11 protein-coding genes are annotated in these 13109 nt (G+C 60.7%); all 11 read right to left on the reverse strand.

The annotated features are described in order from the left end of the window. Positions 1-118 precede the first annotated feature (118 nt). Positions 119-1396: an OmpP1/FadL family transporter gene (locus GSF27_RS09080; RefSeq protein ID WP_160968115.1), complete on the reverse strand. Its 1278-nt coding sequence runs from the start codon at positions 1394-1396 to the stop codon at positions 119-121. 264 nt (positions 1397-1660) lie between these two features. Next, positions 1661-2920, reverse strand: coding sequence for a transcription termination factor Rho (gene rho / locus GSF27_RS09085; protein ID WP_160968117.1), 1260 nt, complete (start codon positions 2918-2920; stop codon positions 1661-1663). Between the two features lie 471 nt (positions 2921-3391). Then, positions 3392-3718 carry a thioredoxin TrxA gene (gene trxA, locus GSF27_RS09090; RefSeq protein ID WP_160968119.1) on the reverse strand — a complete coding sequence of 109 codons (327 nt, stop codon included), beginning with the start codon at positions 3716-3718 and terminating at the stop codon, positions 3392-3394. Positions 3719-3872: 154 nt separating this feature from the next. Further along, positions 3873-6308 carry a response regulator gene (locus tag GSF27_RS09095; protein WP_160968121.1) on the reverse strand — a complete coding sequence of 812 codons (2436 nt, stop codon included), beginning with the start codon at positions 6306-6308 and terminating at the stop codon, positions 3873-3875. 142 nt (positions 6309-6450) lie between these two features. Beyond that, the gene (gene hemW / locus GSF27_RS09100; protein ID WP_160968123.1) at positions 6451-7599 is read right to left on the reverse strand and encodes a radical SAM family heme chaperone HemW; all 1149 of its coding nucleotides are present in this window, start codon (positions 7597-7599) and stop codon (positions 6451-6453) included. Between the two features lie 23 nt (positions 7600-7622). Continuing rightward, a complete protein-coding gene (rdgB, locus tag GSF27_RS09105) occupies positions 7623-8231 on the reverse strand; it encodes an RdgB/HAM1 family non-canonical purine NTP pyrophosphatase (protein WP_202410389.1) in 609 nt (202 codons plus the stop codon). Beyond that, positions 8224-8577: a hypothetical protein gene (locus tag GSF27_RS09110; RefSeq protein WP_202410370.1), complete on the reverse strand. Its 354-nt coding sequence runs from the start codon at positions 8575-8577 to the stop codon at positions 8224-8226. The genes rdgB and GSF27_RS09110 overlap by 8 nt, the downstream gene beginning before the upstream one ends. Before the next feature lie 17 nt (positions 8578-8594). Next, positions 8595-9056 (reverse strand): DUF4426 domain-containing protein, encoded by a 462-nt coding sequence (locus GSF27_RS09115; RefSeq protein ID WP_160968127.1) that lies wholly within the window; start codon positions 9054-9056, stop codon positions 8595-8597. A 60-nt stretch (positions 9057-9116) separates the two neighbouring features. Next, entirely contained in the window at positions 9117-9710 is a 594-nt protein-coding gene (gene metW / locus GSF27_RS09120) for a methionine biosynthesis protein MetW (RefSeq protein WP_160968757.1), read from the reverse strand. 35 nt (positions 9711-9745) lie between these two features. Beyond that, the gene (locus GSF27_RS09125) at positions 9746-10891 is read right to left on the reverse strand and encodes a homoserine O-acetyltransferase (RefSeq protein WP_160968129.1); all 1146 of its coding nucleotides are present in this window, start codon (positions 10889-10891) and stop codon (positions 9746-9748) included. A 113-nt stretch (positions 10892-11004) separates the two neighbouring features. Beyond that, the gene (locus GSF27_RS09130; protein WP_160968131.1) at positions 11005-12957 is read right to left on the reverse strand and encodes a dynamin family protein; all 1953 of its coding nucleotides are present in this window, start codon (positions 12955-12957) and stop codon (positions 11005-11007) included. Positions 12958-13109 lie beyond the last annotated feature (152 nt).

Genomic DNA, 13109 nt, shown 5'->3' on the forward strand with positions numbered 1-13109 from the left:
GGTGACCACCCGGGAGAATGGCACCTGCAGAACGCAGGACAGCAACTGGAGCAGATGCCGGCCGCCCCCCAAAACAAGACCGGCCCGCAAGCGGGCCGGTCGTCGTATAGGGCAAACGTCAGAACTGGTAGTTAACCGACAGCGCGGCAATCTCGGCACTGGCACTGCTGGTGCCATTGAACGAGGTGCCCAACTGGCTGGTCTCGTGCAGGTCCACATCGTCGCCATCCAGATAGGCAAAGCCCAGGTCCACACTCAGCTGGTTATCGAACTGATAGGTGACACCGGCGCTGTACCAGAGGCGATCAGTGTCCGGAATGCTGAGAGAACGATGCGCAGCCGATACAGCACTCTCATCCTTCGCCAAACCGGCGCGTACTGTCCAGCGATCACCGAGCTGGTAGGCAGCGGCGATGGCGTAGCGCCAACTGTCGTTAAAGTTTTCTTCTTTCAGGTAGAGGCTGTTGCCATCATCGAAGTCCACCACCAGCGCTTCAAACACACTCCATTCAGTCCACTGGGCACTGGCGGACAGGGTCCAGCCACTCACCTCATAGATCGCCGACAGCTCAGCACCCGCAGGCAGGTCCAAAGAGAGAGAGCCCCCCTGATTGTAAGCAGGGTTGAGGTCGGAAGTAGCCTTGCCTTCCAGCTCCAGCTCCACCTCGCTGCGATAGGCCATACCCAGGCGCAGGGCGTCATTGACCTGCCAGCTGGCACCGAGGTTTACACCCCAACCAATATCGTCGCCCTCCAGTTTCAGCACCTGGGAGCCTTGCGGTACCGACACAGGAAAGAACGGCGGGCCCAGATCCAGGGGCACGGAGGTGCCAAAGGTGGCATCGGCTTTCACCAGGCTCACTCCCAGTCCCAGACTGATAGCATCGGTGAGGCGATAGGCCACACTGGGGTTGATGTTGTAGGTGATGATCTCGGCCTCATCGGCCACATCCGAGGCCGCGTAGGTACTGCCCAGGTTGGTGCTGAGGCCAAAGTGGGAGTTTAGTGACAACCCCCAGCTCCAGCGGTCGTTGAGCTGCACACTCAGGTAGGCGTTTGGTACCCAGGCGTCCGGGGCATAATCGTCACGCCCGGCATCCACTGTGGGACCAAAGCCTCCCAGATAGGAGGCGGTACCGTCGGCGCTGATCTCGGGATTGATGTAGGTGACACCTCCGGAGACCTGAGTACCCTGCAGCTGCGTGGCCAGAGCCGGGTTGCGGCCGATGGCAGCGGCGTTATCGCCGATGGCGGCTTCGCCGGCAAAGGCACGCCCAAGGCCGGCAGCACTGTGCTCATTGAGTTGAAACCCGGCCGCCATGGCCTGGGAGGAGAGTCCGGCAGCCGCTACCAGCCCACCGGTAACCAGCCACAAGGGTCGCTTGACGCTCTTCATAATCTAATCTCTCTGACGCGGAATATTTATTATTGCGGCGGGTTCGTATCGATCCGCCACTTTATGAAACGTACGTTTAATACGCTTGTGTGGATACTAACACGGCCGCCACGCAGCACCACCTTTTTCGATCACTTTTCACACACAATGTTCACAAAAACCCGCACAACCGCTGTAACCGGACAATAAAAAACCCCGCAGTGCGGGGTTTTTGGGGCCGGCGACAGGGACAACCGGCAGGATCTGCAGCGTGCTGCGCAGCGCTTACTTGCGCTTCATGGAGAGGAAGAACTCATCGTTGGTCTTGTGATCCTTGAGTTTATCCACCAGGAACTCGGTAGCGGATACATCTTCCATATCGTTCAACAGCTTGCGCAGGATCCACACCCGCTGCAGCTCATCTTCACGCATCAGCAGGTCTTCACGGCGCGTGCCGGACTTGCGGATATTGATGGCCGGGTAGACACGCTTCTCGGCGATCTTGCGATCCAGGTGCAGCTCCTGGTTACCGGTACCCTTGAACTCTTCGAAGATAACCTCATCCATTTTGGAGCCGGTTTCCACCAGTGCAGTAGCGACAATGGAGAGACTGCCGCCCTCTTCGATGTTACGGGCAGCACCGAAGAAACGCTTGGGGCGCTCCAGCGCGTGTGCGTCCACACCACCGGTCAGCACCTTGCCTGACGAGGGCACGATGGTGTTGTAGGCACGGGCCAGACGGGTAATCGAATCCAGCAGGATGATCACATCCTTCTTGTGCTCTACCAGGCGCTTGGCCTTCTCAATCACCATTTCAGCCACCTGCACGTGACGGGCGGGCGGCTCGTCGAAGGTGGAGGCGACCACTTCGCCGCGCACCGAGCGCTGCATCTCGGTCACCTCTTCCGGACGCTCGTCGATCAGCAGTACGATCAGGTAGCACTCCGGATTGTTGCGGGTAATCGCCTGGGCGATGTTCTGCATCATGATGGTTTTACCGGCCTTCGGCGGTGCCACGATCAGGCCGCGCTGGCCTTTGCCGATCGGTGCGATCAGGTCGATGATACGACCGGTGAGATCTTCGGTAGAACCATTACCGGCTTCCAGCACCAGACGCTCATTGGGGAACAGCGGCGTCAGGTTCTCAAACAGGATCTTGTTCTTGGAGTTCTCCGGCTTGTCAAAGTTAATGTCGTTAACCTTGAGCATGGCAAAGTAACGCTCGCCATCTTTGGGCGGGCGGATCTTGCCGGAGATGGTGTCACCGGTGCGCAGGTTGAAGCGGCGAATCTGGCTGGGTGATACGTAGATATCGTCGGGACCAGCCAGGAAGGAGCTGTCGGCTGATCGCAGGAAACCGAAACCGTCCTGCAGGATTTCCAGTACACCATCGCCATAGATATCCTCGCCGCTTTTTGCGTGGCGCTTGAGAATATTGAAGATGATGTCCTGTTTGCGGGAGCGGGCCAGACTTTCCATGCCCATATCTTTGGCGATAGTAATCAGCTCTTCGATGGGCTTTGTTTTCAGATCAGTAAGGTTCATAGGCTCTTGAGATGTAGGGGGGTTGGGGCTGGTGGGGGTTGGGGCCGGACGACACGACGCTCGAGCTGGGGCTGGCGCCCACCGTGGTTAATTGCGGTAACGGGTTTGCGGTTTACCTTATCAACTTCAAGTCTGTTTTATTTCAGCCTGAGGCCGGCAACAGCCCGGGCACGCAACAGGTGCAGAACTTCGCCAATCATTAGCTGATTAGAAATCGTACAAGAAGAATCGGGAATTACTTGGCCAAGCCTGCTGTTGGACCAACACTTGATGCACAGTAACGGGCGCTTAAGAGTAGGATCAGGGCGGGTGTTTTTTTGAAATTACCATCCACTGATGGGCAGGACTGTTGGCCAGACGACCAATTGATAGCGGCGAGTATAACGGCAAATTCCCGGCTGTGCAAAATTAAATCAGAGCGGCCGGAAAGTGGCAGGAACAGGGCCGGAAGCCCTGTTCCTGAAGCGGCTGTCAGAGACTGCCGTTCACGAACTCAACCAGCTGGGCTTTGGAGAGCGCACCAACCTTGGTGGCTTCCGCTGCACCGCCCTTGAAAATAATCAGGGTCGGGATACCGCGAATGTTGAACTTGGCGGGAGTCTCCTGGTTGGCATCCACATCCATTTTGCAGATTTTTACCTTACCGTCGTACTCGCTGGACAACTCATCCAGAACCGGGGCGATCATTTTGCATGGACCACACCATTCGGCCCAGAAATCGACCAGGACCGGGCCTTCGGCTTGCAATACTTCAGCTTCGAAGCTGGCATCGGTTACATGCACGATGCTGTTACTCATAACGGTTCTCCTGAGAGTGGCGGATTCGCAGAGCGCAGGAAAGCGCCCCTGAAAAGCGGATAGTGACGCTGAATGATAAAGACTGCGCCCCCAACACTCAAGCCTGACCGGGTGCTGAAGCCTGCGACACAGCCTGCGCAGGCACTACAGCGCCTCAGGAGTCTGATACGGCGCCCTGCAAGGCCCTGTGACCGGGGCGACGGGCCACTATTTTTTCCAGGGTGGTGCGCAGCTCCGCCAGCGTCAGCGGTTTGCAGAGAAAATAATCCATGCCGCAACTGAACACCTGTTCCCGGTGCTCGCTCATGGCATGGGCGGTGAGGGCGACGATGGGCAGCGCCCCGGCCCCCTGCTCCTGCTCCAGGCGCCGAAGCCGGCGTGTGGCCTCGAAACCGTCCATTTCCGGCATTTCACAATCCATCAGGATCGCATCAAAACGGCGCCCGGCGGCGTCACAGGCCGCCAGCACCTGGCGCCCGTTCTCCACCATTACCGGCTCGATACCCAGTTTACCCAGCAAGCCCTTGATCACCAGCCGGTTGACCGCATTGTCCTCCGCCACCAGCACTTTCAGGGTCGAGAGGTCAATCTGGGGCCGCCCTTCACCCGCCAGTGCCGGACTGCCGCTGATATGGCCCAGCATGGAGCAGAGCTCGGTACGCAGCTTGGCCGGCGACAGGGGTTTGCGCAGCACCCTCACTATGCCGCAGGCCTGCAGCAACTCCGGCTCAAAGGTGTCATCGGCGGCGGTCAGCATAAACAGCTGGCTGCTGCAGTGCGGGTACTGCTGCCGGATCTCCTGCGCCACACGGATGCCGTCGTCGCCCGGCAGGTAGTAGTCCAGCGAGATAAAGTCGAAATCCGCCTTGCCGCTGGCGCGACGCTCGACCAGCGCACTCAGGCAACTGCGGCGTCCGGTGGCGGTAACCACCTCCATACCCCAGGTCTGTCCGTGCAACTGCAGCGTTTCCTGCAACAGCGGGCTGTCCTCCACCACCAGCATGGAACGCCCCGCCAGCAAGGGCGGCGAATCCCCCGCATCGGTAAGCCCTGCGGCCGTCACCGGACCAAAGCTGGCGGTAAACCAGAAACTGGAGCCCCGCCCCGGTTCACTGTGAACACCAATCTCGCCCCCCATCAGCTCTACCAATCTCTTGCAGATGGCCAGCCCCAGCCCGGTACCCCCGTATTTGCGGGTGGTGGAACTGTCAGCCTGGGTAAAGGACTGAAACAGGTGCTTCTGGGTTTCCGCGGAGATGCCCACGCCGGTGTCGGTCACGGTAAAGCGTACCGGCAGCGCCTCACTGTCAGCGTCGCCACAGGGCTCCATCCGCACCGTCACACTGCCCTGCTCGGTAAACTTGAAGGCATTGCCCAGCAGGTTGATCAGTATCTGCCGCAGCCGGGTCGGGTCGCCGTACAAACGCGCCGGCAGGTCGGGGCTGACGCTGCCGATCAATTCAATGCGGCGCTTGTTGGCGGTGGCACCAAACAACTCGACACAATCGTCCACCAGCGCTTCCGGGCTGAAAGCCACCGACTCCAGCTCCATCTTGCCAGCTTCGATCTTGGAGTAATCGAGAATGTCGTTGATGATGGTGAGCAGGGTCTCCCCGGAGCGGTGTATGACCTCCAGATAGTGCTGCTGGTTGTCGTTCAGCGGTGTGTCACGCAGCAACTCCACCATGCCGATCACACCGTTCATGGGCGTGCGGATCTCGTGGCTCATGGTGGCCAGGAACTGGCTCTTGGCGCGGTTCGCCTCCTCCGCCACCGCCGCCTCCCGGCGACTGACCAGCGTCTCCTCCTTCTCCGCCCGCAGCGCCTCCTCCATCAGGCGGCGGGCCTCGATATCCTCTACCAGCGACAGCCGCATCTGGTTGATAGCAGAAACCACATTGTCCAGCTCATCGGGGGCAGACTCCGGCTTCTTCAGCCGGGTGAGCCGCAGTCCAATATTGAGGTTCTCGAGATTGAGGCGCCGGGTGTAGGTGGCGATGGCCTCGATATGACGGGTCAACAGGTAGCGCACCAGCCACAGGATCAGCACCGATACCAGCAGCGCCTGGGTCATCTGTACCCCGCCGGTAATCCAGGCGCGCTGGTAGAGTTTTTCGTAGACACTGGCGAGACTGACCGTCACCACCAGCGTCCCCAGTGCCTGGTCCGGTACGCCCTCGGCCCGGTACACCAGCGGGTACTGTTTCACCACCACCTGGCGGGTAATGCGATCCACCTCGTCCAGATCCAGGTCCTTGTCCAGCGAGCTGGCCATCATCGCCTGCTCGTCGTCATTCCAGTCACGCCACAACACCGTGACCTGTACCACGTCTTCCACCTCCAGCACGCTGCGGATCTGCACCTGCAACTGCTCTTCGTCAAAACTCCAGAGGCTTTTGGTGATACTGGGCAAGGTGCTGATACGCACCTGATCCAGGCGGCTTTCCAGCTCGGCCATATCGTCCTCGTAGGCGAGGTAGACCTGCAGGCAGACAACCGCCGCCGCCAGCAGCGTACTGATCAACAGGATCAGCACCATCAGGCGGGTGGCGATGGGATTGCGGCGACTGTAGTGACGGATATTCAGCATGAACAGAACAGGAACCGGACTCTCGTCAGCCCCGGGGCCGAGCTGTTGGCGGCAACAGGTTGCAGCAGGTGGATTGACATTCCCTTGTCCAAACTTGGCTCCCGGACACCAGTAAAAATCTTGCGGCTCTTCCCCCGGCGAATTATTCGGCGCAGAGGAACGCTGACAATACCTCATTCAGATAACGCTGGCCAAGCGACGAGGTGGCAATCCGGCCTTCATCGGCCACCACCAGACCTCGCTCGCACAGTTCCCCGTAAACCCCCGCCACCTGCGACCAGGGCAAGCCGGTACGCTCGCCAAACAGGCGCCGCTCCACGCCGTCACAGAGGCGCAGCGCATTCATCATAAACTCCAGCGCCAGCTCGTCGGCGTCCACCGGCTCAGCCGCCGCCAGGCCACTTTCATCACGCTGCAGGTAATGTTGGGGCAGGCGGGTCATGCGGGTGCGCTCGATCCGCCCGGGTTGCGGCCAGGTAATCTTGCCATGGGCTCCGGCACCGATACCCAGGTAATCACCGAACTGCCAGTAATTCAGGTTGTGCTGACTGCGGCGCCCGTCACGGGCAAACGCGGATACCTCGTACTGCTGCAGTCCCGCCTGTGCCAGGATGGCCTCGCCAGCCTGCTGGATATCCGCCAGGGTGTCATCCTCGGGCAGCAGCGGCGGACGCCGGTAAAACTCGGTGTTGGGCTCGATGGTGAGCTGATACCAGGAGAGGTGCTCCGGCCGCAGCGCCAGCGCCTGCTGCAGGTCTGCGCAGGCATCGGCGGGGGTCTGGCCCGGCAGGCCATGCATCAGGTCGATATTGAGGTTATCGAAACCGGCCTCCCGCGCCATGGCCACCGCCCGCACCGCTTCGCCGGCGGAGTGTATCCGTCCCAGCTGTTGCAGGTGCAGGTCACTGAAGCTCTGCACGCCAATGGAGAGACGGTTGACCCCAGCGGCACGAAAACCGCGGAACTTCTCCTGTTCGAAGGTGCCGGGGTTGGCCTCCATGGTGATCTCGGCCCCGGTCTCGAAGCCAATATGACGCTCTGCTGCCGCCAGCACCTCACCAATGGCCGCAGGCGAAAACAGGCTCGGCGTGCCGCCGCCGAAGAAGACCGAATGCAGACGCCGCCCCTGCACCGCCGGCAAACTCTGCTGCAGGTCTGCCAGCAGGCGCTGCACGTATTCAGCCTCAGGCAGGTCGTCGCCCGCGCGGTGGGAATTGAAGTCACAGTAGGGGCATTTGCGCACACACCAGGGGATGTGCACATAGAGTGAAAGAGGCGGTAAAACGAGCATAACAGTCCCGCGGCTCAGGCCGTTTATACGCCGTAGCGCGCCGTCAGCTGCTGCAACATTTGCTGCATGGCACGCCCGCGGTGACTGATACGGTTCTTCTCTTCCTTGGGGAGCTGTGCCGAGCTGCAATCCAGTTCCGGCACAAAGAACAGCGGGTCATAGCCGAAGCCACCCTCCCCCGCCACCTCGTGCAGGATACGCCCCTCCCAGCTGCCCTGGCAGATCAACGGGGTGGGGTCGTTGGCATGCCGCATAAACACCAGCACACACTGGAAACGGGCGCTGCGCTCTTCGGTGGCCAGCCCCGCCAGGGCATTGATCAGCTTGCGGTTGTTGGCCGCATCCTTGTCTTCACCATCAACGCCGGCATAGCGGGATGAGTAGATACCCGGCTCTCCGCCCAGTGCATCCACTTCCAGCCCGGAGTCGTCTGCCAGTGCCGGCAAACCGGTCAGGCGGGCGGCATGACGGGCCTTGAGTATGGCATTTTCCACAAAGCTGAGCCCGGTTTCGTCGGCATCCGCCACACCCAGTTCGGATTGCGCCACCACCTCGCAGGCGAGGGGCTGCAGCAGCTGCTGAAACTCCCGCAGTTTGCCGGCATTACCACTGGCCAGCACCAGCTTAGTCAGTTGTGTCACGTTCTGTTACCTGCCATTCAACCACGGTTTCGGTACCGGCAAACTGCTTGCCGAAGTGACGCGCCAGCGCGAAACCGCAACCCCAACCCGCGGCGATCACTAACGCCGTATCCAGGTTGAGCCCAAACTGAAACTGGCCTATGCCGAACAACAGCCCGCAGCCAGCAAGGAAGTTAATACCACCCCAGAGAATATTGGCCCGCGGGCTCGAGGGGCCCACACCGGGCGGTTTGGAAAAGGGGCTGGGAAAGCATTCGCCGCACAGGCCCTTCACCGAGTGGGGCACGCTGTTTACCAGCAGCGCGGCGCCGGCCATGTGGGCAAGATAGGTGAGCATGGTGCCTCCGACAGCAGTCAGTCGCGGTAGAGCTTGCGGTCAAAATTCACGTCGTAGCGCTTGCCGTCCAGCTCCACCAGAAAGTGGAAGTGCAGCACCTCATCGGCATCCAGCCGCAGGGGGGCCAGATAGTAGACCGCCCCTTTCTCGTGTATTTCGGTGAACTGCAGCGTCTTTTTCTGCTGCATCAGGTTGCTGACCTCACCGCTCAATTTGACCGGCAGGCCACCGGACGCTGTCTCGCCACGCACCACCGCCACATTCACCAGCATCTGGTTAGCGGCGCGCTTGAAGTTGTAGGTGGCGGCCACCTCCGGCTGCAGGAAGCTGCTGTTAAACACCGTGTGCAACACCCGCACATCACCGAACTGCGTATAGACCTGCTGCTCCCGGGCCTCCTCCTGCGCCTGGGACGGCAGCGCCAGCAACAACAGGGCAGCTGCAGCAATGTGCAAAATATGATGGGTAAAGCGGGCCATGATCGTACCTCCCTGAGCCGGTTGCCGCAGTCCTGTACCGCGATAGCCAGAATATAGTTATCAACGCCGGGTGAGATGGTAGATGGCCGTTTCGCCAAACAGGTTCGGACGCGTCTCTTTCAGAAAGCGGCTGAACGGCCCCTCGGCCACCACCTGACGCTGCAGGATGGTGATCTGCAACTCGCGGCACAGCACTTCGAAATCGCGGAAGGTGCAGAAATGGATATTGGGCGTATCGTACCATTCATAGGGTAGCAGGTCGGAGACCGGCATGCGGCCATTAAAGAACAGGTGCCAGCGCGCCCGCCAGTGACCGAAATTGGGGAAGGTGACGATACACTCCTTGCCCACCCGCAACATCTCTTCCAGTACCCGGTGCGGCTCGCGCAGGGTCTGCAGCGCCTGGGTCATCACCACCGTGTCAAAACTGTTGTCGGCGAAGTTGGCGAGGCCCCGGTCGAGGTTCTGCTCCACTACGTTGAGACCACGGGCGATACAGGTGGTGATCTGCTCCGGGTCGATCTCCAGGCCGTAGCCGGTGACCTGTTTGTGATCCCGCAAACTGGCCAGCAGCGTACCGTCGCCGCAGCCGAGGTCGAGTACCCGTGAGCCGCCGGCAATCCACTCCTGGATCACCGACAGGTCAATGCGCAGGTCGCCGACGAAGGTGTTGTTGGAGACAACCGCAGTCATGACAACTCAATCCCCTGCATGAAGGCCTGAAACAGGCGGTAGTAGCGCTCAATGGGCATCAGGAAAGCGTCATGCCCGTAGGCGGTATCCACTTCGGCGTAACTGACCTGCTTGCTGGCACCCACCAGTGCATCAACAATTTCCCGCGAACGCTGTGGCGAGAAGCGCCAGTCAGTGGTGAAGGAGACCACCAGAAAACGGCACTGGGCGCGGCTGAAAGCCTCCACCGCATCGTCATCGTACTCCCGCGCCAGGTCAAAGTAGTCCAGCGCCTGCGTCATCAGGATGTAGGTATTGGCATCAAAACTGTCGGAGAAGACATCGCCCTGGTGACGCAGGTAGCTCTGGATCTGGAACTCCACCGGCTCCTCAATCCCCTGCGCAAAGCTGCCGGAACGGATCTCACGGCCAAACTTCTCCCCCATGCCATCGTCGGAGAGGTAGGTGATATGGCCGATCATGCGCGCCACGGCCAACCCCTCCTTGGGGTAGGTGTCATGGCTCAGGTAATCACCATCGCAAAATTTCGGGTCCGACATAATCGCCTGACGGGCAGTCTCGTTGAAGGCGATATTCTGCGCCGAGAGTTTCATGGCCGAGGCCATCACCACACAGTGACGCACCCGCTCCGGGTACTCCAGCGCCCAGCGCATGGCCTGCATACCACCGAGGCTGCCGCCGATCACCGCCGCCCACTGTTCAATGCCCAGGCGATCCGCCAGGCGCGCCTGCGAGTGCACCCAGTCGCGCACCCGCAACATGGGAAAGTCCTTGCCCCAGGCCTTGCCGGTCTGCGGGTTGATACTGCGCGGTCCGGTGGAGCCGTGACAACCGCCGAGGTTGTTCAGCGACACCACAAAGAAGCGGTTGGTATCGATAGGTTTACCGGGGCCGATATAGGCATCCCACCAGCCGGGCTTGCGATCTTCGGCACTGTGGTAGCCAGCGGCGTGATGGTGGCCCGAGAGGGCGTGGCAAATCAGTACGGCGTTGGACTTGCTGGCATTGAGGGTGCCGTAGGTCTCGACCACCAGCTGGTAACTCTCCAGCGTGCGCCCACAGGCAAGCTGCAGCGGTTGGTCAAACTGCAGGGTCTGGGGAACCACCACTCCTACGGAGTCCGGTGCGTGAATGTCAGCCATCGGGATACCAGTGACAGAAAGGGCGAAATGGCCGCCGGCAAGGCGGCGGCGGGCAATGGAGCGCAAGTCTAAGGATCAGGCTGCGCTCCTGCAAGCCTTGAACGGGGACAACCTCAGGCGAGGCTGGCGCCGTCCGGCAGGGGCGCCGCCGGGGTGGCCTGCGCACTGGTGATAATGTGGTCCAGTTCGCTCAGCGCCGCTTCCTGCACCGCCAGCTCCTGCTTCAGTTCCTGCACCCTGGCCCACTGCTCACTGCGCTGCTGGCGCAGCTGGGTCATCTGCTTGAGGTAGCTGTCCAAGGTCTCCTTCTGCTGCTCGGTCTCCTGCAGCATGGGGGTCATGGCGGATTCCACCCAACCGTCCAGCTTCTCCTGCAGCTGGTTGTTGATGGTACGCACCTCCTGACCGAGAGTGTGCATAAAGCGTGCGGCGCGGTGACGACGCAGGCCCAGCATGGTCACCAGTGAGCGGCGGAACTCCCGCGCCTGCTGCTCCAGCAATCCCAGCTGTCGCTGGTAGGGCTGCAGGTCAAAGCGGCGGGCCAGGGCCTCCTGCGGATTGCGGCGGTGATAACGGGCATTTTCGTATATGCGCAACAGCGACTCATTGGCGGCCTGCACCTCCAGCCGCAAGCGGTCACTGCGTTGGTGCAACTGCTCAAAAAATTTGCCCAGCACCCGACCCAAGCCGACGAAGGTCCAGCTTTTCAGCATCTCTTCGTAAGTGGCGTTGATCAGCCCCTCCAGATGGAAGGCCGCCATGGGTACACGCATGGCTTCACAGCGCCGCTCCAGCTCCCGCTGGTAGGCGCGCAGGTCCAGAGACTGGCGACGGTAGAGCTGGTGCAGGTGGCGCACCTGCTGCCGCAGGCTGTTGATCTGCGCCGCCGACTGCGCCGGACTGTCGAGCACCTTGCGCAACTGTTCGCGCTCCTGGCGGGCACGCTCCAGCCGCTCTTTCATCAGCTTGCGGGTGTTCTGCATGACCTGAATGGCATCCGTCACCTGCACGCTGCTGCTCAGGTGTTCCTGATTGCGGATTAACTGCTGAGCCAGCTGCTGCTCTATCTGTGGCAGGTGGCTGAACTGCAACAGTTCCTCGTTGGGCTGCTGCTGCGCCTGCAGGGCCTGGCGCGCCGACAGGGTCAGAACCTGATCCTCGCTCATGCGCAGGGCGCGGGCAGTACTGGCCCGTACATTGGCAGAGACCTGTGCCTGATCGCCGCTGGCCTCTCCCCAGAGGTTGTCCATCTTATTGAGCAGTACCAGTACGCGCTCCGGTGTCTCCTCCGCCATGGGCTTGATGTGGTCGCGCCAGATCTGGGTGTCAGAGGCCGACAAGCCGATATCCGCCGCCAGCATAAAGAGAATGGAATCGGCGTCGGGCAGGTTGCTCAGTGTCAGTTCCGGCTCGTTACCCAACACATTGAGGCCGGGGGTATCCAGCAGCCGCAGGCCGTGGCGCAACAGCGGATGGTCCATGTTGAGCAGGGCGTGACGCCAGGCCGGGATCTCCCACAAACCATCGCTGGCCGCCTTCAGGTGACCGAGATCAAAGCCGAGGGCGTGAGCCTCTTCGGTGGTGACCCGCTTCACCTGCGCCAGACGCTGCAGCGCCGCCGCCAGCGCCGTGGGATCACTGCTGTCCAGCGGCACGCTGACCCAGTGTTTGGGGATGCGACGGAAGCTGGTCAGGGTTGCCGAGGAGCGCCGGGTCTCTATAGGCAGCAGGCGCAGGACATTGGCCTGCTCCAGGGGGTCGTAATAAATTTCGGTGGGGCACATGGTGGTGCGCCCGGGGCCGGAGGGCAGCAACTTGCAGTCGTACTGGGGATAGAGCAACGCGTTGATTAATTCGGTTTTGCCACGCGACACCTCCCCCACCAACACCAGCAGGAAGCTGTCGCTGTTAAGGGTCTGCAACGCCTGACGCAGGCAGCGCAGGGCTGTCGCATCGGCCGGCTGGTAGGTTTTATACCAGCACAGGAAAGCACTCAGCTGCGTGCTGAGCGACGATTTCCAGCGGACATAATCCGCCATCTGTCGATAAAAAGACTGTACATCCACGCCATCACACCTCGGGGTTCCGCTCTCCGGCAGAATCTTTTTTCTGGTTATTTATTGTTGTTATTGTGAGCAGTGCCAGTTACCTGGCACGCAAGCCCTCTATTAAAACCCAACAATGGAGAAACGGAAAGGGTGCCAGAGGCAGGATTGGC

It is taken from the genome of Pseudomaricurvus sp. HS19 (assembly GCF_009857815.1).
In the GTDB taxonomy this organism is placed as follows: domain Bacteria; phylum Pseudomonadota; class Gammaproteobacteria; order Pseudomonadales; family Cellvibrionaceae; genus Pseudomaricurvus.

Bases quoted from the DNA above. Each gene is read 5' to 3' on its own strand.
- GSF27_RS09110 (WP_202410370.1), bottom strand. From the start codon at position 8,577: ATGCTCACCTATCTTGCCCACATGGCCGGCGCCGCGCTGCTGGTAAAC.
- GSF27_RS09080 (WP_160968115.1), bottom strand. From the start codon at position 1,396: ATGAAGAGCGTCAAGCGACCCTTGTGGCTGGTTACCGGTGGGCTGGTA.
- rho (WP_160968117.1), bottom strand. From the start codon at position 2,920: ATGAACCTTACTGATCTGAAAACAAAGCCCATCGAAGAGCTGATTACT.
- hemW (WP_160968123.1), bottom strand. From the start codon at position 7,599: ATGCTCGTTTTACCGCCTCTTTCACTCTATGTGCACATCCCCTGGTGT.
- GSF27_RS09125 (WP_160968129.1), bottom strand. From the start codon at position 10,891: ATGGCTGACATTCACGCACCGGACTCCGTAGGAGTGGTGGTTCCCCAG.
- GSF27_RS09095 (WP_160968121.1), bottom strand. From the start codon at position 6,308: ATGCTGAATATCCGTCACTACAGTCGCCGCAATCCCATCGCCACCCGC.
- trxA (WP_160968119.1), bottom strand. From the start codon at position 3,718: ATGAGTAACAGCATCGTGCATGTAACCGATGCCAGCTTCGAAGCTGAA.
- GSF27_RS09115 (WP_160968127.1), bottom strand. From the start codon at position 9,056: ATGGCCCGCTTTACCCATCATATTTTGCACATTGCTGCAGCTGCCCTG.